Source organism: Escherichia sp. 93.0816, assembly GCF_013368855.2.
GTDB classification, from domain to species: domain Bacteria; phylum Pseudomonadota; class Gammaproteobacteria; order Enterobacterales; family Enterobacteriaceae; genus Escherichia; species Escherichia ruysiae.
Window position 1 is genome coordinate 207386 of record NZ_JABWNC020000004.1, and the last position, 19929, is coordinate 227314.

Consider the following 19929-nt stretch of genomic DNA (forward strand, 5'->3'; position numbering starts at 1 on the left):
CAGGTGCTCCGTCATTAAAGTAGGCATTTTACCCTAAAACCCTTTTATTTATAAGGGTCATTGCGAATTATCTGATGCAAAGTTATGTTATGTTAGGCAAAGTAATCTTCTATTATTAATATGCACAACAAAGCCTTTTTGAATATTAAATAATAATTAATTAGCATCACCCGCATTCATTAATTCCTCTTAACAATAATTTCCCCCGTCATCACCTATACGACACATCGGCAATCACTACTCGTTAATTTTTCACTTATAACGAAAATATCATGAATGCTTTATGTTCGTGATTTCTTAAGCCGAAGAAATTTTACACATTTATCTATCAGACAAAAAAACCATACTCTGAATTGATATTCAGAATAAATCACTACCAAACATCACTTATTAAGTATATGCATCTTATTATTTTGCGATAATTAAGTTATTAACAGCACAATTCCTCTTTCTCTGCCAGCAAAATCTTGTTCTGCAGAACTTCAAAACGCCGCCTCGGGGGAGTACATTGTTCTAAGCTGACTTCCACGGCAGGGAGTGGCGATAACAGCAAAAAGGTCAAGATTCATGTCCCCCATTGAAAAATCCAGCAAATTAGAGAATGTCTGTTACGACATCCGTGGTCCGGTGCTGAAAGAAGCAAAACGCCTGGAAGAAGAAGGTAACAAGGTACTGAAACTGAACATCGGCAACCCAGCGCCGTTCGGTTTTGACGCACCCGATGAAATCCTGGTTGACGTGATACGCAACCTCCCGACAGCTCAGGGCTATTGCGATTCCAAAGGTCTTTACTCCGCGCGTAAAGCCATCATGCAGCACTACCAGGCTCGCGGTATGCGTGATGTTACCGTGGAAGATATTTACATTGGCAATGGTGTATCAGAGCTTATCGTTCAGGCAATGCAGGCATTGCTGAACAGTGGGGACGAAATGTTGGTTCCTGCGCCTGATTACCCTCTATGGACAGCGGCAGTTTCGCTCTCCGGCGGTAAAGCAGTGCACTATCTTTGCGATGAATCCTCTGACTGGTTCCCGGATCTCGATGACATTCGCGCCAAAATTACGCCACGCACGCGCGGCATTGTTATTATCAACCCGAACAACCCAACCGGCGCAGTATATTCTAAAGAGCTTTTGATGGAGATTGTGGAGATTGCGCGTCAACATAATCTCATTATCTTCGCCGATGAAATTTACGACAAAATCCTCTATGACGACGCTGAACATCACTCGATTGCGCCGTTAGCTCCTGACCTGCTGACTATTACCTTTAACGGACTGTCGAAAACGTATCGTGTTGCAGGCTTCCGTCAGGGCTGGATGGTATTGAACGGGCCGAAAAAACACGCCAAAGGCTACATCGAAGGTCTGGAAATGCTGGCCTCAATGCGACTTTGCGCTAACGTTCCCGCACAACACGCAATACAGACCGCACTCGGCGGCTATCAGAGCATCAGCGAGTTTATCATGCCGGGTGGACGTCTTTACGAGCAGCGTAATCGCGCCTGGGAATTGATTAACGACATTCCAGGTGTTTCCTGCGTGAAGCCGCGCGGCGCACTGTACATGTTCCCGAAAATCGACGCCAAACGCTTTAATATTCACGACGATCAGAAGATGGTACTGGATTTCCTGTTACAGGAAAAAGTTCTGCTGGTACAAGGAACTGCATTTAACTGGCCATGGCCGGATCACTTCCGCATTGTCACGCTGCCGCGTGTTGATGATATCGAACTGTCCTTGAGCAAGTTCGCTCGTTTCCTTTCCGGTTATCATCAGTTGTAATCTTAAATTCACTGCCGGAGATTGCATCCGGCAGTGTTATCCCTCCACAATGACCTCAGGATGTCATCACTCGTAAGGTCACTATGAAACAGAGCCATTTTTTTGCCCACCTCTCCCGCCTGAAACTCATTAACCGCTGGCCGCTAATGCGCAACGTGCGGACGGAAAATGTGTCCGAACACAGTTTGCAGGTAGCGATGGTCGCCCATGCGCTGGCAGCCATCAAGAATCGCAAATTTGGCGGACAGGTGAATGCAGAACGCATCGCACTTCTGGCGATGTACCACGATGCCTCTGAAGTGCTCACGGGCGATCTCCCTACTCCGGTGAAATACTTCAACTCGCAAATCGCCCAGGAATATAAAGCCATTGAGAAAATCGCTCAGCAAAAACTTGTCGATATGGTTCCGGAGGAGCTGCGGGATATTTTTGCGCCATTAATCGATGAAAATGCGTATAGCGATGAAGAAAAGTCACTGGTTAAACAGGCGGATGCGCTGTGTGCATATCTGAAATGCCTGGAAGAACTCGCAGCCGGAAATAATGAATTTTTACTGGCAAAAACGCGACTGGAAGCAACGCTTGAAGCGCGCCGCAGCCAGGAGATGGACTACTTCATGGAGGTATTTGTTCCCAGCTTTCATCTTTCGCTCGATGAGATTAGCCAGGATTCACCGCTGTAAGCAGCCAGATACCAGCCGACACAGCCTGATAAGACGCGCCAGCGTCGCATCAGGCAATAAGCGACGGATGCGACATCTGGCTCTCGTCAAAATGGAAACAACATCGGGATCATCACCACACAAACCACCATCACGATAATGGTGAACGGTACTCCCAGCTTCACAAAGTCGCTGAAGCTGTAATTCCCCGGGCCTAAAACCAGTGTGTTAACGGGTGAAGAAACTGGCGTCATAAAAGCGGCGGATGCAGCCATCGCCACGACCATTGCGAACGGATAAGGTGATACGCCCATTGTTTTTGCGGCAGCCAGCGCAATCGGAGCCATCAACACCGCCGTCGCGGTATTAGAGATAAATAACCCAATAACTGCCGACAAGACAAACAAACAGACCAGCATCATATGCGGCCCGTAACCGCCGCCGATGTCCATCAGCCCTTTCACCGCCAGCGCGACACCACCGGTTTTCTGTAATGCCACAGCAAACGGCATCATCCCAACGATCAAAATAATGCTCGGCCAGTGAATGGATTTATAGGCACTTTCGGCATCGATACAGCGGAATTTCCCCATCAGCAGGCAGGCAATGATAGCGGCAACAGGGTTAGGAATTTCATCGGTCAGCATTAACGCCACCATCAGCACCAGACAGAAAATGGCATGTGGCGCCTGGCTGTGTGCGGGAGATGCTTCACTCACTTCTTCTGGTAAATTCAGCGCCACAAAATCGCGGCCCTGTTTTGCCAGCATACCGATCAGTTTCCAGTTACCAACCACCAGAATAATATCGCCCAGCAGCAGAGGTTCATCCGCCAACGAACCTTCCAGCGCCACGCCATTGCGTTTCAGCCCCACGACATTCAGCCCGTAGCGGGTACGAAAGCCGATTTCGCGCACCGATTTACCAATAAGCTCTGACTCAGGAATTAATGAAATCTCTGCCATGCCGACATCAAGAGCCTGATCGGAAAAATACTCGCCGCGCAAAACCATCGGCTCCAGTAATTGTTCACTGCAAAATTGCCGGAGATCAACGTCAGCCGCTGACATATCAATAAGCAAAACGTCACGCGCGCGAAATTCAGAAACCCCGTTCACATTCACAATAACACGACGAAAACGACGCCAGCGTTCAACACCAATGACGTTTGCGCCATAGCGTTCACGCAATTTAAGGTCGTCCAGCCGTTGACCGATCATCGGCGAACCGGGGCGAATAGCCAGACGGCGCGCACGCCCGGTAAGACGGTATTCACGAATAAGATCGCGGAAGGTGCGACGCGTCCAGCCTTCGCGCTGCGGGGTCTGGGAATCCCCTTTCAGCATAAAACGCATCACCAGCATGTATAAGATGCCGAGTACCAATACGACCAGGCCGATAGGCGTTACGCTAAAGAAACTAAACCCGTGATAACCCTCGCGTAGCAGTTCGCTGTTCACCACCAGGTTAGGCGGGGTCGCCACCAGCGTCATCATGCCGCTAATCAGCCCGGCAAAACTTAGCGGCATCATCAGGCGCGATGGCGACGTTTGCATACGCATGGCAACGCTTAACACCACGGGAATAAAGATAGCGACGACGCCAGTTGAACTCATAAATGCGCCAAGACCGGCGACAGTTAACATCAGTAAAACCAGCATTTTGATTTCACTGTTGCCGGCCACTTTGACCAGCCATGTCCCCATCACGGTGGCAACGCCGGTACGGACTAAACCATCGCCAATAATAAACAGGGCGGCGATCAGCACAACGTTAGGATCGGAAAAGCCGGAAAAAACTTCGGGGACCGTCAGCGTTCCGCTTAATGCAAACGCGACAATAACAAACAAAGCGACCGCATCCATACGCACTCTGCCTGTTGCAAACAGGACTATGGCAACGGCCAGTAATGAGAGAACCCAGATCAATTCACCGTTCACAACTTATCCTTGTTAATTGAGGGGGATGGCTTGATTCTGCCACAAAAAAGCCCCGACGAGACGGGGCTAAATCATGATTAGGTGTTTCACGAAATAATAACATCGCCATTTGGCTGTTTGGTCACAGTAATTTGCTCCAGACTATGGAGAACCAAATCTACCTCATTCAGACGTGGAGTGTCTGCCGGTGCATTAACCGCAATAACATGGCATCCCGCTGCCAGGCCAGAAAGCACACCTGCGGGAGCGTCTTCCACTACAACGCATTCGTGTGGTGCAAGACCCAGCAGTTGCGCGCCTAACAAATAGGCGTCAGGCTCTGGTTTCCCACGTTTCACCCGCTCCGCAGTAACAAATACTTCCGGTGCGGGAAGTCCGGCTACTTTGTGGCGCGCTCGTGCAACTGGCATTGAACCTGAAGTCACAATCGCCCATGGAATACCCGCTTTATTCAAATGATTGAGTAAAGCTATCGCCCCCGGGAGTGCGGAAATTCCTTCGGTTTCCGTAGCCTCGATTTGCTCCAGACGCGTAAACTCTGCAGCAATTTCCGCCTCCGATTTCCCCACCATAAAATGGCGCAGAGACGTTATTGCCTGTTTACCGTGAATAAAAGCCAGCACTTCTTCCGGCGTTAATCCATGGCGTCTCGCCCAGTTGCTCCACGCCCGCTCTACCGCAGGCAGGGAGTCTACCAGCGTACCATCAAGATCAAACAGAAAACCTTTGCACCGCACGCAAGCCTCCTCAGGCGTTAATGATTTGATTAATTTCGTTTGTGCTCAGATGATACTGACGCGGGCAAGAATGCCAGACATTCAACATGCGTTGGTATTTCTCCCACATTGGCGTCTGGGCATTAAAGCCGTGAGTCCCGGCATCAAAATGGGTGTAACGCCCTTCGACATTAACCATAAAGCGTACATAACCGAGATAACGTGCTTCGGTGGCAGCGTCGAAGCCGAGGAAAGTGACACGGCGTTCATCGATAGCTTGTTGATCCTGCAAATTAGACCAGGAGACATGCAGTGCGTGATACATCTCCATAATGTCGATGATAGTACGGCAGGTTTCTTCTTTCAGCTCGCCAAACTCACGATCCAGTTCGCGCATCTGCAATCCATAACCGCGTTCAATGATTGTTTGCAGACGACGATAACGTTCAGCATTTGCCGGATCGAGCATAGTCATCATTTTGTACTGGTTAGACAAAATAAGACGTTGCGCGTTGGTCATTTCCATTGTTGACTCCTGTATCACTTTACTACGGTGAAAAAAAAGAAGGCCGATGTCTGCCTTCTTTTATATGCGTAATCAGGGGTCAATTACAAATCATCAAGGAAAGTTTTATCCAGTTGTTTGAAGGCGCGCTTAAGCGTGTCAGCTAATGCCTGATAGTCAGGCTTGCCTTCTACGGGGGCTAATGCTTGCCCGGCCTCCTGCAATTTACCACGAACCTCATAAAACCAACTCAGGATCGCCGGCGGTAATGGCGTAACAGAACGTTTGCCCAGCCACCACAGCCCCTGCATCGGCAAACTCAGGGCGAACAGCGCAGTAGCAACAGCCGGCCCAAGCTGACCGCCTAGCGCAATTTGCCAGCAGAGAGTAAACACAGCAATCGGCGGCATAAAACGAATCGCATAGCGCGTCATCTTGATAACGCGATTTTCAACAAAGACCGGGGCAAGGCGTTTTTCCAGCGGCCACGTCTTTGAGTAATGCTGTCCCCGGCGAAACAAGCTAAAAAAATTAACAGAACGATTATCCGGCGTTGACATGCTTCACCTCAACTTCACATATAAAGATTCAAAAATTTGTGCAAATTCACAACTCAGCGGGACAACGTTCAAAACATTTTGTCTTCCATACCCACTATCAGGTATCCTTTAGCAGCCTGAAGGCCTAAGTAGTACATATTCATTGAGTCGTCAAATTCATATACATTATGCCATTGGCTGAAAATTACGCAAAATGGCATAGACTCAAGATATTTATTCCATCATGCAAAAAAAATTTGCAGTGCATGATGTTAATCATAAATGTCGGTGTCATCATGCGCTACGCTCTATGGCTCCCTGACGTTTTTTTAGCCACGTATCAATTATAGGTACTTCCATGTCGAGTAAGTTAGTACTGGTTCTGAACTGCGGTAGTTCTTCACTGAAATTTGCAATCATCGATGCTGTAAATGGTGAAGAGTACCTTTCTGGTTTAGCCGAATGTTTCCACCTGCCCGAAGCACGCATCAAATGGAAAATGGACGGCAATAAACAAGAAGCGGCTTTAGGTGCAGGCGCCGCTCACAGCGAAGCGCTCAACTTTATCGTTAATAATATTCTGGCACAAAAACCAGAACTTTCTGCGCAGCTGACCGCTATCGGTCACCGTATCGTACACGGCGGCGAGAAGTATACCAGCTCCGTAGTGATCGATGAGTCTGTTATTCAGGGTATCAAAGATGCGGCTTCTTTTGCACCGCTGCACAACCCGGCTCACCTGATCGGTATCGAAGAAGCTCTGAAATCTTTCCCGCAGCTGAAAGACAAAAACGTTGCTGTATTTGACACTGCGTTCCACCAGACTATGCCGGAAGAGTCTTACCTCTACGCTCTGCCGTACAACCTGTACAAAGAGCACGGCATCCGTCGTTACGGCGCGCACGGCACCAGCCACTTCTATGTAACCCAGGAAGCGGCAAAAATGCTGAACAAACCGGTAGAAGAGCTGAACATCATCACCTGCCACCTGGGCAACGGTGGTTCCGTTTCTGCTATCCGCAACGGTAAATGCGTTGACACCTCTATGGGTCTGACCCCGCTGGAAGGTCTGGTAATGGGTACTCGCTCTGGCGATATCGACCCGGCTATCATCTTCCACCTGCACGACACCCTGGGCATGAGCGTTGACGCAATCAACAAAATGCTGACCAAAGAGTCTGGCCTGCTGGGTCTGACCGAAGTCACCAGCGACTGCCGCTATGTTGAAGACAACTACGCGACTAAAGAAGACGCGAAGCGCGCAATGGACGTTTACTGCCACCGTCTGGCGAAATATATCGGTGCATACACTGCACTGATGGATGGTCGTCTGGACGCAGTTGTATTCACCGGTGGTATCGGTGAAAATGCCGCGATGGTTCGTGAACTGTCTCTGGGCAAACTGGGCGTGCTGGGCTTTGAAGTTGATCATGAACGCAACCTGGCTGCACGTTTCGGCAAATCTGGTTTCATCAACAAAGAAGGCACCCGCCCTGCTGTTGTGATCCCAACCAACGAAGAGCTGGTTATCGCGCAAGACGCCTGCCGCCTGACCGCCTGATTCCACACCGCCAGCCCTGCTGGCGGTGCTGTTTTGTAACCCGCCAAACCGGCGGTAACGAAAGAGGATAAACCGTGTCCCGTATTATTATGCTGATCCCTACCGGAACCAGCGTCGGTCTGACCAGCGTCAGTCTTGGCGTGATCCGTGCAATGGAACGCAAAGGCGTTCGTCTGAGCGTTTTCAAACCTATCGCTCAGCCGCGTACCGGTGGCGATGCGCCCGATCAGACAACGACTATTGTGCGTGCGAATTCTTCCACCACGACAGCCGCTGAACCGCTGAAAATGAGTTACGTTGAAGGTCTGCTTTCCAGCAATAAAAAAGATGTGCTGATGGAAGAGATCGTCGCGAACTACCACGCTAACACCAAAGACGCTGAAGTTGTTCTGGTTGAAGGTCTGATCCCGACACGTAAGCACCAGTTTGCCCAGTCTCTGAACTACGAAATCGCCAAAACGCTGAATGCGGAAATCGTCTTCGTTATGTCTCAGGGCACTGACACCCCGGAACAGCTGAAAGAGCGTATCGAACTGACTCGCAACAGCTTCGGCGGTGCAAAAAACACCAATATCACCGGCGTTATCGTTAACAAACTGAACGCACCGGTTGATGAACAAGGGCGTACTCGCCCGGATCTGTCCGAGATTTTCGACGACTCTTCCAAAGCTAAAGTCAACAATGTTGATCCGGCGAAGCTGCAAGAATCCAGCCCGTTGCCGGTTCTCGGCGCTGTGCCGTGGAGCTTTGATCTGATCGCGACCCGTGCGATCGATATGGCGCGTCACCTGAATGCGACCATCATCAACGAAGGCGACATCAACACTCGCCGCGTTAAATCCGTCACTTTCTGCGCACGCAGCATTCCGCACATGCTGGAGCACTTCCGTGCTGGTTCTCTGCTGGTGACTTCCGCAGACCGTCCTGATGTGCTGGTTGCCGCTTGCCTGGCTGCAATGAACGGCGTAGAAATCGGTGCCCTGCTGCTGACTGGCGGCTACGAAATGGACGCGCGCATTTCTAAACTGTGCGAACGTGCTTTCGCTACCGGCCTGCCGGTATTTATGGTGAACACCAACACCTGGCAGACTTCTCTGAGCCTGCAGAGCTTCAACCTGGAAGTTCCGGTTGACGATCATGAGCGTATCGAGAAAGTTCAGGAATATGTTGCTAACTACATCAACGCTGACTGGATCGATTCTCTGACTGCCACTTCCGAGCGCAGCCGTCGCCTGTCTCCGCCAGCATTCCGTTATCAGCTGACCGAACTGGCGCGCAAAGCGGGCAAACGTATTGTTCTGCCGGAAGGCGACGAACCGCGTACGGTTAAAGCAGCCGCTATCTGTGCTGAACGTGGTATCGCAACTTGCGTTCTGCTGGGTAATCCGGCAGAGATCAACCGCGTTGCAGCTTCTCAGGGCGTAGAACTGGGCGCAGGCATCGAAATCGTTGATCCAGAAGTGGTTCGCGAAAGCTATGTTGCTCGTCTGGTCGAACTGCGTAAGAACAAAGGTATGACCGAAACCGTTGCCCGCGAACAGCTGGAAGACAACGTGGTTCTCGGTACGCTGATGCTGGAACAGGATGAAGTTGACGGTCTGGTTTCCGGTGCTGTTCACACCACCGCAAACACCATCCGTCCGCCGCTGCAGCTGATCAAAACTGCACCGGGCAGCTCCCTGGTATCTTCCGTGTTCTTCATGCTGCTGCCGGAACAGGTTTACGTTTACGGTGACTGTGCGATCAACCCGGATCCGACCGCAGAACAGCTGGCAGAAATTGCGATTCAGTCCGCAGACTCCGCCGCTGCCTTCGGTATCGAACCGCGTGTTGCTATGCTCTCCTACTCCACCGGTACTTCTGGTGCAGGTAGCGACGTAGAAAAAGTTCGCGAAGCAACTCGTCTGGCGCAAGAAAAACGTCCTGACCTGATGATCGACGGTCCGCTGCAGTACGACGCTGCGGTAATGGCTGACGTTGCGAAATCTAAAGCACCGAACTCTCCGGTTGCAGGTCGCGCTACCGTGTTCATCTTCCCGGATCTGAACACCGGTAACACCACCTACAAAGCGGTACAGCGTTCTGCCGACCTGATCTCCATCGGGCCGATGCTGCAGGGTATGCGCAAGCCGGTTAACGACCTGTCCCGTGGCGCTCTGGTTGACGACATCGTCTACACCATCGCGCTGACTGCGATTCAGTCTGCACAGCAGCAGCAGTAATCTCGTCATCATCCGCAGCCTTGCGCTGCGGATATCTGAACCGGAAATAGTCACTATTTTCGGTTTTTTATTCTCTTAATTTGCATTACTCCTTTCTGATTATCTTGCTTAACTGCGCTGCATCAATGAATTGCGCCATATCACTTTGCATACTTACCACTTTGTCTTGTGCAAGGGAAAATTTGCGCTATGTCCGCAATAACTGAATCCAAACCAACCAGAAGATGGGCAATGCCCGATACGCTGGTGATTATCTTTTTTGTCGCTATTTTAACCAGCCTCGCCACATGGGTTGTTCCGGTGGGGATGTTTGACAGTCAGGAAGTGCAGTACCAGGTTGATGGTCAGACGAAAACACGCAAAGTCGTAGACCCTCACTCATTTCGCATTCTGACCAACGAGGCCGGCGAACCTGAGTATCACCGCGTACAACTGTTCTCGACCGGAGATGAACGTCCAGGCCTGATGAACTTCCCGTTTGAAGGGTTAACCTCCGGATCGAAATACGGGACAGCCGTTGGCATCATCATGTTTATGCTGGTGATCGGCGGTGCATTTGGCATCGTGATGCGTACAGGAACCATTGATAACGGCATCCTGGCGCTTATCCGCCATACACGAGGGAATGAAATTCTCTTTATTCCTGCGCTGTTTATTCTCTTTTCGCTCGGTGGTGCGGTGTTTGGCATGGGAGAAGAGGCCGTCGCCTTTGCCATCATCATTGCCCCGCTAATGGTACGACTGGGTTATGACAGTATTACTACCGTCCTGGTGACCTATATCGCCACTCAAATCGGTTTTGCCAGCTCGTGGATGAACCCGTTCTGCGTGGTTGTCGCCCAGGGGATTGCTGGCGTTCCGGTGCTTTCCGGCTCCGGCCTGCGCATTGTGGTGTGGGTTATCGCCACTCTGATTGGCCTGATCTTTACCATGGTTTACGCCTCACGAGTGAAAAAGAATCCTCTGTTGTCACGCGTGCATGATTCCGATCGCTTCTTCCGTGAAAAGCAGGCTGACGTTGAACAACGTCCGTTTACCTTTGGTGACTGGCTGGTATTGATTGTCCTGACCGCCGTTATGATCTGGGTGATTTGGGGGGTGATCGTTAATGCCTGGTTTATTCCAGAAATCGCCAGCCAGTTCTTCACTATGGGGCTGGTGATTGGCATCATCGGCGTTGTCTTCCGTCTTAACGGCATGACGGTAAATACCATGGCTTCATCCTTTACCGAAGGCGCGCGCATGATGATCGCCCCTGCCCTGCTGGTGGGTTTCGCCAAAGGGATTTTGCTGCTGGTGGGTAACGGTGAAGCTGGTGAGGCCAGCGTGCTGAATACTATCCTCAACAGCATTGCCAATGCCATTAGCGGTCTGGATAACGCTGTCGCGGCCTGGTTTATGTTGCTCTTCCAGGCGGTATTTAATTTCTTCGTGACATCCGGTTCTGGTCAGGCTGCGCTAACCATGCCGTTACTGGCACCGCTTGGCGATCTGGTCGGTGTTAACCGTCAGGTTACCGTGCTGGCGTTCCAGTTTGGCGATGGCTTCAGTCACATCATTTACCCGACCTCGGCGTCGTTAATGGCGACACTCGGCGTTTGCCGGGTGGACTTCCGTAACTGGGTGAAAGTGGGTGCGACACTGCTTGGACTGCTGTTTATTATGTCCAGCGTCGTGGTGATCGGCGCTCAGTTAATGGGCTACCATTAAAAATGTTAAGAGCCGCAATTGCGGCTCTTTTTTCATTCTGCCGTTTCAGTCTCTACGGCTTCATTTTTGGCATTGCGCTTCATCCACAACGCCAGGGCTTTCAGCGAGTCTGGAGTAAACTCATCGCAACGTGCGGTGATTTCTTCCGGCGTTAGCCAGCAAACTTCACTGACTTCATCTTCCTGGAGGGCGAATGGACCGTGAGAGACACAACTGAACAGCGCGCCCCAGACACGGCAATTTTTATCTTCGAAATAGAACTGCCCGTGCTCGGCAAAGGGGACACCGGCAATGCCCAACTCTTCTTCCGCTTCGCGACGTGCGGATTCCAGCAGTTGCTCATCGGCCTGGACCACACCACCAGCGGTCGCATCTAACATGCCGGGTAAAAAGTCTTTTGTCTCGGTACGACGCTGCACAAGAATTTTGCCCATGCCATCATGCACGACGATATAAGTTGCACGATGACGCAGACACTGTGCCCGCATTTGTTCCCGGCTGGCTTGTGCAATGACTTCGTTCTCTTCATTGACAATATCCACCCATTCAGTACTTGCCAAACGACGCTGTTCCATTATCAGGAAACCTTCTTTTTCTGGCGCTCTTACGGCGCATTTTGAGTTGTGGAGTAAATTACGGATTAATCGCGATCTGCGCAATGATACTTTGATCATTGAGTGCGATTACGCTTAGTACGTCATCATCCAACATGCCATAGCTCGCCGGATAGCCGCCTTTCGGAATGCTTACCGAACCGGGGTTAAAGTGGAAAATTTCACCCCGCTGTTCCGCCACTGGTAGATGGGTATGACCGTACACCAGCACGTCGTTCTGGTTTAAAGCCGGCAGATTATCCGGGCCAAACAGATGACCATGCGTCAGAAACAGACGTTGTTTTTCCAGTAATACCTGTTGCCACGGTGCGGTTATAGGGAAGTGCAGCAGCATCTGATCCACTTCGCTATCGCAGTTGCCGCGCACGGCGATAACTTTATGCGCCACCTCATTCAGCCGTTCGGCTACTTTGGCTGGCGCATACCCTTCAGGCAGGGCGTTTCTCGGGCCATGATTCAGCACGTCGCCAAGAATCACCAGCCACTGAGCTCCGCTCTGGGCAAACAAATCCAGAACACGTTCCGTCGCCGGTAACGACCCATGAATGTCCGATGCAAACATCAGTTTCATCACTCACTCCTCGTCGAAAAAACGTAAGCTATGATACTGGATTCTATCGCCTCTATCAGCCAGATTGCTTCGCCGAAAGTGCAATAAAAAGCTGAACTGAAGCCCGCTGCCACTGGAATGCTGCATAATCCACCAGACGTTCCGGCACCTCATCACCCTGTAATACCAGGCGGTTAATCATTAACGCCAAATCAGTATCTGCAATACACCACTCACCAAACAGATTCGGCTGGTCATGCGCCAGTAAATGTTCTGCCATCGCGAACAGTTTCTCTGCACTGGCCTTTCCCTCCACCGTTAATGGCGCTTTTTTAGTACCAGCAAAGACAACATCCGTCGGACGTTCTTCGCGGATGGGCATCAGATCGCTGCGTAGCCAGGCCTGAATCTGCCGTGCTCGCGCCCGATTTTGCAAATCAAGCGGATAAATGCGTTCCCAGGTCGGCGGCGCAAAACGATCCTCCAGATATTCTGCAATGGCAGAGGATTCACTCAACTCAAAATCATCAATTTGTAACAACGGCACGCGCCGTGTCTGTCCGTAACCTTGCCACGTCGGCCGCAAATGTTCACCGCTGTCGAGGTTGATGGTTTTTATATGAAAAGGCAGGCCTTTCTCCTGCAACGCCACCCAGGCGGATAACACATAAGGGGAGAAAAAATGGGCATCTGACCACAGCGTGATTGCAGGTTTACTCATTATGTCCTCAGCGATAAATGGGCTTGCTATCAAACTATAGAGCCTTTTTGTCACGGTTACTTGATGAAAACTTACACAAGTCGCTGCGCTTTCTATACTTGATGTGTTCAGATTATTAGATAACCGGAGCTGCAATGATCGATCTCTATTTCGCCCCAACGCCGAATGGTCACAAAATTACGTTGTTTCTCGAAGAGGCGGGACTGGATTATCGCTTAATCAAAGTTGACCTCGGTAAAGGCGGTCAGTTTCGCCCGGAGTTTTTGCGCATTTCACCCAACAATAAAATTCCGGCGATTGTTGATCATGCCCCGACTGACGGCGGTGAACCATTAAGCCTCTTTGAGTCAGGTGCAATTTTGTTGTATCTGGCGGAAAAAACAGGGCTATTTTTAGGTCATGAACCGCGTGAGCGCGCCGCCACATTACAGTGGTTATTCTGGCAGGTTGGAGGCCTGGGGCCGATGCTCGGGCAAAATCACCATTTTAATCATGCAGCGCCACAGACTATTCCCTATGCAATTGAGCGTTATCAGGTTGAAACTCAGCGTCTGTATCATGTGCTGAATAAGCGCCTGGAAAACTCGCCCTGGCTGGGCGGTGAAAACTACAGTATTGCAGATATTGCCTGTTGGCCGTGGGTTAATGCCTGGACTCGCCAGCGAATTGAACTCGCGATGTATCCGGCAGTAAAAAATTGGTATGAACGAATCCGCTCACGTCCTGCTACCGGGCAGGCGCTACTAAAAGCACAAGTAAATGATGAGATTTCGAATAGTTAACAGAACCTGGTTCTCGTGTATTATTTAATCCTAAATAAAACAACGGAGAACCTGCAATGGCACAACCTGCCGCGATTATTCGTATAAAGAACCTTCGCTTACGTACATTTATCGGAATTAAAGACGAAGAGATTAACAACCGTCAGGATATCGTTATCAACGTGACGATCCATTACCCCGCCGATAAAGCGCGTACCAGCGAAGATATTAATGACGCGCTGAATTATCGCACCGTTACCAAAAACATCATTCAACACGTAGAGAATAACCGTTTCTCTTTGCTGGAAAAATTAACTCAGGATGTGCTCGATATCGCACGTGAACATCACTGGGTGACGTATGCTGAAGTGGAGATCGATAAACTTCACGCGCTGCGCTATGCCGATTCGGTATCCATGACCTTGAGCTGGCAGCGTTAACCGCTATATCGGGAGGCTGCATGAATATAGTGATCACCGGAGGGACAGGATTAATTGGTCGCCATTTAATCCCACGCTTGTTGGAACTGGGTCATCAGGTAACGGTGGTAACGCGTAACCCGCAGAAAGCCAGTTCCGTTCTCGGCTCCCGAGTGACACTATGGCAAGGGCTTGCCGATCAAAGCAACCTCAACGGCGTTGATGCGGTGATCAATCTGGCCGGTGAACCAATAGCCGATAAACGCTGGACTCGCGAGCAAAAAGATCGCCTCTGCCAAAGCCGCTGGAATATCACGCAAAAACTGGTGGATTTGATTAACGCCAGCGACACGCCGCCGTCAGTGCTCATTTCAGGCTCGGCGGCGGGATATTATGGTGACTTAGGTGAAGTCGTGGTCACTGAAGAAGAACCGCCACATAACGAATTTACCCATAAACTCTGCGCCCGTTGGGAAGAAATTGCCTGTCGGGCGCAAAGCGACAAAACACGAGTGTGCCTGCTGCGTACCGGCGTAGTACTGGCTTCGGATGGCGGTATCCTCGGCAAAATGCTGCCTCCGTTTCGCCTTGGCCTGGGTGGTCCGATTGGCTCCGGTCGGCAGTATCTGGCCTGGATTCATATTGATGATATGGTCAACGGTATTCTCTGGCTGCTGGATAACGAGCTGCGCGGGCCATTTAATATGGTTTCGCCCTACCCGGTACACAATGAACAATTTGCCCATGCGCTTGGTCATGCGCTGCATCGCCCGGCGATTTTGCGCGTCCCTGCCACAGCTATTCGCTTGCTGATGGGGGAATCATCGGTTCTGGTCTTGGGCGGACAACGTGCGTTGCCAAAACGGCTTGAAGAAGCGGGGTTCGCTTTTCGCTGGTACGATTTAGAAGAGGCGCTGGCGGATGTCGTTCGCTGATGTGGTTTACTGCAAACATCCGCCAGTTAACTCCCGGTGTTACAGGGTTAGTGGCTTTGCGCTATAAGATCGTCTGGCGATAGTCGGGTCACCATCATAACTAACTCTCTGTCTAAACCTCTATCCAGCATCTCCTGAGCAATACGCAGGGCTTCTTCGTGTTTGCCCTGCATTGCGCCTTCTTCACGTAATCTGTCAGCAATGGTCATCAGTTTCTCCTTTTCTTGTGGTGCGCGTTCTGTTATCTCACCAATAAATGCACGGAAACGCTGGGCATCCCCTGTTTGTAATACGTAATTAAACAGGGCTTTTAGCTGTCTGTCATTAGTGTTCCCTGTAACTAGCAGCGAAACAATTTGGTCGACTAATCCCAACAGATCGCGCTGGCGAATATGTTTCTGAATTAACTCCAACAGCGCCATTTTGCGGTGTTGCATAATCTCGTCATCCGGCACCACGGTAATATCCACCAACGGAAACGCTGATGAATATATTTTGCGGGCAATCGCAGGCTCGGCAAATTCATCAAGCCAGCAGAGTGAATATGGATAAGGGCTTCTGCAGCCATGATAAAACAGCATCGGGATCACCAATGGAAGCTCTTTATAGCCCGCATCAAGATGGTTTTGCATTGCCGCAATGGAATAACGCATCATGCGAAAAGCCATTAATTCTTCCGGCTTACTTTGGTGCTCTATCACTACATAAATATAACCCACTCCCTCCTGCGTTTTCACAGACCACAAGAGGTCGGAATAATATTGCCGCAGGTCTTCATCAATAAAACTGTTTGGTTCCAGTTTAAGCGTCGTTAAATCACACAGTTTACGCAGCGGCGCGGGAAGGTGAATATCAATAAAATCCCGCGCGGTGTCTGGATGGCGTAAAAAAGATTTAAATACCGCATCATGCGGCGTGGAAGTTGTCGATATTGTCATGGCGTTCCGTCACCCCTCAAATTTAAGATGACGCGACAATAACCACGATTAACACCCAATGCAGCAGGCAGTTTTTATCTTTGGACAGCGAATTCAGAAGTATTTTTAGCGGACTGCAACTTTTACATTTTAGCGGAAGCTGACTCGCAAATTCCCCCTGAAAATACACCGGCAGCATTAGCCACCGGAGAGATAATTATTTTAGCGATCCCTTAAGGAACTGTTGCAGACGCGGACTTTGCGGGTTGCCGAATAACTTTTCTGGCGTACCCTCTTCTTCAATTTTCCCTTGATGAAGAAAAATTACATGCGTGGAGACGTGGCGGGCAAAGCCCATTTCGTGGGTCACTACAACCATCGTTTTCCCCTCTTCTGCGAGCTGCTGCATAATACGCAACACCTCGCCTACCAGTTCAGGATCGAGCGCCGAGGTAGGTTCATCAAACAGCAGAACTTCCGGTTCCATTGCCAGCGCCCTTGCGATGGAAACACGCTGTTGCTGACCACCGGACAGGTGCACCGGGTATTTACCCTGCGCACGTTCGTCTATGCCGACTTTCGCCAGATACTTCACCGCCCGCTCGCGAGCTTCCTGCTTGCTCAGGCCTAACACCTGAATCGGCGCTTCCATGACGTTTTCCAGTACCGTCATATGGCTCCAGAGATTGAAGTGCTGGAACACCATGGTCAGGCGTGTGCGCAGTAAGCGCAGCTGATTTTTATCGGCGACTTTGAGTTGACCGTCTTTATCACGCACCAGATTGATCGTCTGGCCATTGACCACGATCGATCCTTCACTCGGTTTTTCGAGGAAGTTAATGCAGCGCAGAAAGGTACTTTTCCCCGATCCCGACGATCCGATGATGCTTATTACATCTCCGGCATTCGCTTGCAGTGAGACCCCTTTCAGCACTTCGTGTTCGCCATAGCGTTTGTGCAAATCGATAACGTTTAATTTATTCTCGGACATCGTATTCTCAGTGCGTTGAAGAAGGTTTCACATGCTGCAACCAGCGTTTTTCCGCTTTACGGAACAGGCTTATCAGGACATAAGAGATAATTAAATAGAGCACAGCGGCAATGCCGAAAGCGGTAAATGGTTGATAAGTGGCGGCGTTGATATCGCGGGCAATTTTCAGCAGATCCGGCACCGTGGCGGTGAAAGCCAGCGCAGTAGAGTGCAGCATCAGGATCACTTCGTTGCTGTATGCCGGCAAAGCAATACGCAGTGCAGAAGGCAAAATAATGCAGCGATACATTTTAAAGGTCGAGAAGCCATAGGCTCTGGCGGCTTCAATTTCCCCATGCGGCACTGAGCGGATTGCCCCGGCAAAAATCTCGGTGGTGTAAGCGCAGGTGTTGAGCGTCAGCGCCAGGACGGTACAGTTCAGGCCACTGCGGAAAAAGGCGTTAAGGAACTCGGTGCCCTTAACAATCTCCAGCGTATACATGCCGGAATAGAACACCAGCAACTGAACATACAGCGGCGTACCGCGAAAAATATACGTAAATAGCCAGATTGGAAACTGGATGTATTTATTACTTGAGACGCGACCAATCGCCAGAAACAGCGCCAGAATTCCGCCCATCACTACCGACAAAATCAGCAGCCAGAGAGTGATCGCGACGCCAGTAAAACGGTAGCCGTCGGTCCACAACAATGATTTCCAGTATTCCTGAATGATTTCGATCACAGGTCGGCCCTCTTCACACCCACGGAGTAGCGGCGCTCAAGGAACAGCAGCACACCATTGGAAACGGTGGTGAAAACCAGATAAATCACGCCGCAGACGATGGCGAAATAGAACGGTTCCCAGGTACTTTTACCCGCAAGTTGCGTGGCTTTGACCACATCTTCCAGACCGAGTAACGAAACCAGGGCAGTTGATTTAAGAATCACCTGCCAGTTGTTGCCAATTCCCGGCAGGGCGTAACGCATCATCGCCGGAAACATGATCCGCCGAAACACTTGCCCACGAGTAAAACCGAACGCCATCGCCGCCTCTATATGCCCTTTCGGCACTGCCATAAACGCGCCACGGAACGTTTCGGTGAAGTAAGCACCGTAGATAAAACCGAGAGTGATAATGCCGGCGACCATCGGGTCGATATCAATCTGCCCGACGCCCATCGCCTCCGTCACCGTGTTTAGCGCAATCTGCAAACCGTAGAAAATCAGCAGCATCAACACCAAGTCCGGCACGCCACGAATCAGCGTGGTGTATCCTTCGAAAATCAGCCCCGAAAGCCGATTTTGCGAGAGCTTACCGCCAGCGCCAATTAAACCGATGATTACAGCGAGCACTACAGAGCTGATCGCCAGCTCCAGCGTGACGAGCGCACCCTGTAAAATAACACCTGAAAACCCATACAACATGCTGCCTGTCCTGTCGTGTGTGGTGAATTACCGCCTCTTGTCTCCCTCCGGTTACCCGAAGGGAGCGGGCTTTCTTTCACCGATGGCGATTAGCCACCATAAACATCAAAATCGAAGTACTTTTTCGCCAGTTTCTCGTAAGTACCGTCAGCGCGCATTTCGGCAAAGGCTTTGTTCAGTGCCTCGCGCAGTTCGTTATCTTCTTTACGCAGGCCCATGCCGGTGCCTACGCCAAACAGTTTTTCATCTTTAACAGACGGGCCACCGAATTTGTAATCTTTACCGACTGGCTGCTTGAGGAAACCTTCGCTGGCGGCGACCTCATCCTGGAACGCGGCATCAATTCGTCCGGCGGTCAGGTCAGAGTAAATGTTGTCCTGCCCCTGATAAGAGACGATTTCAATGCCTTTTGGCGCCCAGTGTTCGTTACCAAATGTCTCCTGGGTGGTGCCCTGCAATACCCCTACCCGCTTGCCTTTCAGCGACTCGACTGTCGGCTGAATGTCGGAATTTTTCGCCACCACCAGACGAGAATCGGCAGCGTACAGTTTGTCGGTGAAGGCAATTTCTTGCCGACGTTTTTCCGTAATGGAAAGCGATGACATGATGGCGTCAATCTTCTTCGCTTTTAAGGACGGGATTAACGCATCCAGCGGGTTTTCGACAAACGTACATTGCGTATTGATGCGTTTACATAGCTCCTTCGCCAAATCGATGTCAAAGCCAACCAGTTCGCCTTGTGAATTTTTTGATTCAAACGGCGCATAGGTCGGATCGGTGCCGATGCGGATGTTTTGCGGGATCGCAGCAAACGCTGCAGTTGCGCTGGAGAAGGCCAGAACCAGAGAGAGCGATAGCACCAGTTTTTTCATAATGTCCTCAACTGACAGTCTTTTTATAGGGAATATTTACAGGTTTGTTACACTTATCGTGCCATAAAATTGACCATCAAGGCAAAATATCCCGCCCCGTTA

General features: G+C 50.5%; 20 protein-coding genes. 8 read left to right on the plus strand and 12 right to left on the minus strand.

The features are described 5' to 3' along the window. Nucleotides 1–567 precede the first annotated feature (567 nt). Both alaA and yfbR read left to right on the plus strand, forming a co-directional pair. The gene (alaA, locus tag HEM79_RS07190) at nt 568–1785 is read left to right on the plus strand and encodes an alanine transaminase AlaA (RefSeq protein ID WP_000074519.1); all 1218 of its coding nucleotides are present in this window, start codon (nt 568–570) and stop codon (nt 1783–1785) included. 83 nt (nt 1786–1868) lie between these two features. After that, nucleotides 1869–2468, plus strand: coding sequence for a 5'-deoxynucleotidase (gene yfbR / locus HEM79_RS07195; protein WP_000813872.1), 600 nt, complete (start codon nt 1869–1871; stop codon nt 2466–2468). An 86-nt stretch (nt 2469–2554) separates the two neighbouring features. Here the strand turns inward: yfbR and HEM79_RS07200 are convergent, their stop codons facing one another. From HEM79_RS07200 to yfbV, 4 genes are all read right to left on the minus strand, one after another. Beyond that, a complete protein-coding gene (locus tag HEM79_RS07200; protein WP_001012878.1) occupies nt 2555–4387 on the minus strand; it encodes an SLC13 family permease in 1833 nt (610 codons plus the stop codon). An 86-nt stretch (nt 4388–4473) separates the two neighbouring features. Further along, a complete protein-coding gene (hxpA, locus tag HEM79_RS07205; RefSeq protein ID WP_001203422.1) occupies nt 4474–5124 on the minus strand; it encodes a hexitol phosphatase HxpA in 651 nt (216 codons plus the stop codon). A gap of 10 nt (nt 5125–5134) precedes the next feature. Then, nucleotides 5135–5629, minus strand: a complete 495-nt coding sequence (locus tag HEM79_RS07210) for a YfbU family protein (RefSeq protein ID WP_000426118.1) — start codon at nt 5627–5629, stop codon at nt 5135–5137. Between the two features lie 83 nt (nt 5630–5712). Beyond that, on the minus strand, nt 5713–6168 hold the full coding sequence (yfbV, locus tag HEM79_RS07215) for a terminus macrodomain insulation protein YfbV (RefSeq protein WP_000106629.1): 456 nt from the start codon (nt 6166–6168) through the stop codon (nt 5713–5715). A gap of 337 nt (nt 6169–6505) precedes the next feature. Here yfbV and ackA point away from each other — a divergent pair, with 337 nt between their 5' ends. The 3 genes from ackA (at nt 6506) to yfcC (ending at nt 11640) form a co-directional block, all read left to right on the plus strand. Continuing rightward, nucleotides 6506–7708 carry an acetate kinase gene (ackA, locus tag HEM79_RS07220; protein WP_000095696.1) on the plus strand — a complete coding sequence of 401 codons (1203 nt, stop codon included), beginning with the start codon at nt 6506–6508 and terminating at the stop codon, nt 7706–7708. A 74-nt stretch (nt 7709–7782) separates the two neighbouring features. Continuing rightward, nucleotides 7783–9930 carry a phosphate acetyltransferase gene (pta, locus tag HEM79_RS07225; RefSeq protein ID WP_176242326.1) on the plus strand — a complete coding sequence of 716 codons (2148 nt, stop codon included), beginning with the start codon at nt 7783–7785 and terminating at the stop codon, nt 9928–9930. Nucleotides 9931–10119: 189 nt separating this feature from the next. Next, nucleotides 10120–11640 (plus strand): putative basic amino acid antiporter YfcC, encoded by a 1521-nt coding sequence (gene yfcC, locus HEM79_RS07230; protein ID WP_176242328.1) that lies wholly within the window; start codon nt 10120–10122, stop codon nt 11638–11640. 32 nt (nt 11641–11672) lie between these two features. Here yfcC and yfcD read toward each other — a convergent pair whose 3' ends face one another. From yfcD to yfcF, 3 genes are read right to left on the minus strand one after another with little or no spacing between them, the layout of a single operon-like run. Next, a complete protein-coding gene (gene yfcD / locus HEM79_RS07235; RefSeq protein WP_000437935.1) occupies nt 11673–12215 on the minus strand; it encodes an NUDIX hydrolase YfcD in 543 nt (180 codons plus the stop codon). Nucleotides 12216–12273: 58 nt separating this feature from the next. Next, on the minus strand, nt 12274–12825 hold the full coding sequence (yfcE, locus tag HEM79_RS07240; protein ID WP_010351461.1) for a phosphodiesterase: 552 nt from the start codon (nt 12823–12825) through the stop codon (nt 12274–12276). 55 nt (nt 12826–12880) lie between these two features. Then, nucleotides 12881–13525 carry a glutathione transferase gene (yfcF, locus tag HEM79_RS07245; protein WP_176242330.1) on the minus strand — a complete coding sequence of 215 codons (645 nt, stop codon included), beginning with the start codon at nt 13523–13525 and terminating at the stop codon, nt 12881–12883. A gap of 134 nt (nt 13526–13659) precedes the next feature. Here yfcF and yfcG point away from each other — a divergent pair, with 134 nt between their 5' ends. Genes yfcG through HEM79_RS07260 form a run of 3 tightly spaced genes read left to right on the plus strand, consistent with a single transcriptional unit; the run spans nt 13660 to nt 15640 of the window. Then, nucleotides 13660–14307, plus strand: coding sequence for a GSH-dependent disulfide bond oxidoreductase (gene yfcG, locus HEM79_RS07250; RefSeq protein ID WP_176242332.1), 648 nt, complete (start codon nt 13660–13662; stop codon nt 14305–14307). Nucleotides 14308–14363: 56 nt separating this feature from the next. Further along, complete coding sequence (gene folX / locus HEM79_RS07255; RefSeq protein ID WP_000068454.1) at nt 14364–14726, plus strand: dihydroneopterin triphosphate 2'-epimerase; 363 nt, start codon at nt 14364–14366, stop codon at nt 14724–14726. 20 nt (nt 14727–14746) lie between these two features. Then, nucleotides 14747–15640, plus strand: coding sequence for a TIGR01777 family oxidoreductase (locus tag HEM79_RS07260; RefSeq protein WP_176242333.1), 894 nt, complete (start codon nt 14747–14749; stop codon nt 15638–15640). Nucleotides 15641–15687: 47 nt separating this feature from the next. On the opposite strand, the gene rpnB is transcribed toward HEM79_RS07260, so the two are convergent. The 5 genes from rpnB to hisJ all read right to left on the minus strand — a co-directional run bounded on the left by rpnB (nt 15688) and on the right by hisJ (nt 19827). Beyond that, nucleotides 15688–16578 carry a recombination-promoting nuclease RpnB gene (gene rpnB, locus HEM79_RS07265; RefSeq protein WP_001625563.1) on the minus strand — a complete coding sequence of 297 codons (891 nt, stop codon included), beginning with the start codon at nt 16576–16578 and terminating at the stop codon, nt 15688–15690. Nucleotides 16579–16774: 196 nt separating this feature from the next. After that, nucleotides 16775–17548, minus strand: coding sequence for a histidine ABC transporter ATP-binding protein HisP (hisP, locus tag HEM79_RS07270; protein ID WP_001293616.1), 774 nt, complete (start codon nt 17546–17548; stop codon nt 16775–16777). A gap of 7 nt (nt 17549–17555) precedes the next feature. Beyond that, nucleotides 17556–18272, minus strand: a complete 717-nt coding sequence (locus HEM79_RS07275; RefSeq protein WP_021551136.1) for an ABC transporter permease — start codon at nt 18270–18272, stop codon at nt 17556–17558. After that, nucleotides 18269–18955 (minus strand): histidine ABC transporter permease HisQ, encoded by a 687-nt coding sequence (hisQ, locus tag HEM79_RS07280; protein WP_097337692.1) that lies wholly within the window; start codon nt 18953–18955, stop codon nt 18269–18271. Before hisQ ends, HEM79_RS07275 begins: the two co-directional genes overlap by 4 nt. An 89-nt stretch (nt 18956–19044) precedes the next feature. Then, complete coding sequence (hisJ, locus tag HEM79_RS07285) at nt 19045–19827, minus strand: histidine ABC transporter substrate-binding protein HisJ (protein WP_137594785.1); 783 nt, start codon at nt 19825–19827, stop codon at nt 19045–19047. Nucleotides 19828–19929 lie beyond the last annotated feature (102 nt).

Bases quoted from the DNA above. Each gene is read 5' to 3' on its own strand.
- alaA (WP_000074519.1), top strand. From the start codon at position 568: ATGTCCCCCATTGAAAAATCCAGCAAATTAGAGAATGTCTGTTACGAC.
- yfbR (WP_000813872.1), top strand. From the start codon at position 1,869: ATGAAACAGAGCCATTTTTTTGCCCACCTCTCCCGCCTGAAACTCATT.
- HEM79_RS07210 (WP_000426118.1), bottom strand. From the start codon at position 5,629: ATGGAAATGACCAACGCGCAACGTCTTATTTTGTCTAACCAGTACAAA.
- yfbV (WP_000106629.1), bottom strand. From the start codon at position 6,168: ATGTCAACGCCGGATAATCGTTCTGTTAATTTTTTTAGCTTGTTTCGC.
- ackA (WP_000095696.1), top strand. From the start codon at position 6,506: ATGTCGAGTAAGTTAGTACTGGTTCTGAACTGCGGTAGTTCTTCACTG.
- yfcC (WP_176242328.1), top strand. From the start codon at position 10,120: ATGTCCGCAATAACTGAATCCAAACCAACCAGAAGATGGGCAATGCCC.
- yfcD (WP_000437935.1), bottom strand. From the start codon at position 12,215: ATGGAACAGCGTCGTTTGGCAAGTACTGAATGGGTGGATATTGTCAAT.
- yfcE (WP_010351461.1), bottom strand. From the start codon at position 12,825: ATGAAACTGATGTTTGCATCGGACATTCATGGGTCGTTACCGGCGACG.
- yfcF (WP_176242330.1), bottom strand. From the start codon at position 13,525: ATGAGTAAACCTGCAATCACGCTGTGGTCAGATGCCCATTTTTTCTCC.
- yfcG (WP_176242332.1), top strand. From the start codon at position 13,660: ATGATCGATCTCTATTTCGCCCCAACGCCGAATGGTCACAAAATTACG.
- folX (WP_000068454.1), top strand. From the start codon at position 14,364: ATGGCACAACCTGCCGCGATTATTCGTATAAAGAACCTTCGCTTACGT.
- HEM79_RS07260 (WP_176242333.1), top strand. From the start codon at position 14,747: ATGAATATAGTGATCACCGGAGGGACAGGATTAATTGGTCGCCATTTA.
- rpnB (WP_001625563.1), bottom strand. From the start codon at position 16,578: ATGACAATATCGACAACTTCCACGCCGCATGATGCGGTATTTAAATCT.
- hisP (WP_001293616.1), bottom strand. From the start codon at position 17,548: ATGTCCGAGAATAAATTAAACGTTATCGATTTGCACAAACGCTATGGC.
- hisQ (WP_097337692.1), bottom strand. From the start codon at position 18,955: ATGTTGTATGGGTTTTCAGGTGTTATTTTACAGGGTGCGCTCGTCACG.
- hisJ (WP_137594785.1), bottom strand. From the start codon at position 19,827: ATGAAAAAACTGGTGCTATCGCTCTCTCTGGTTCTGGCCTTCTCCAGC.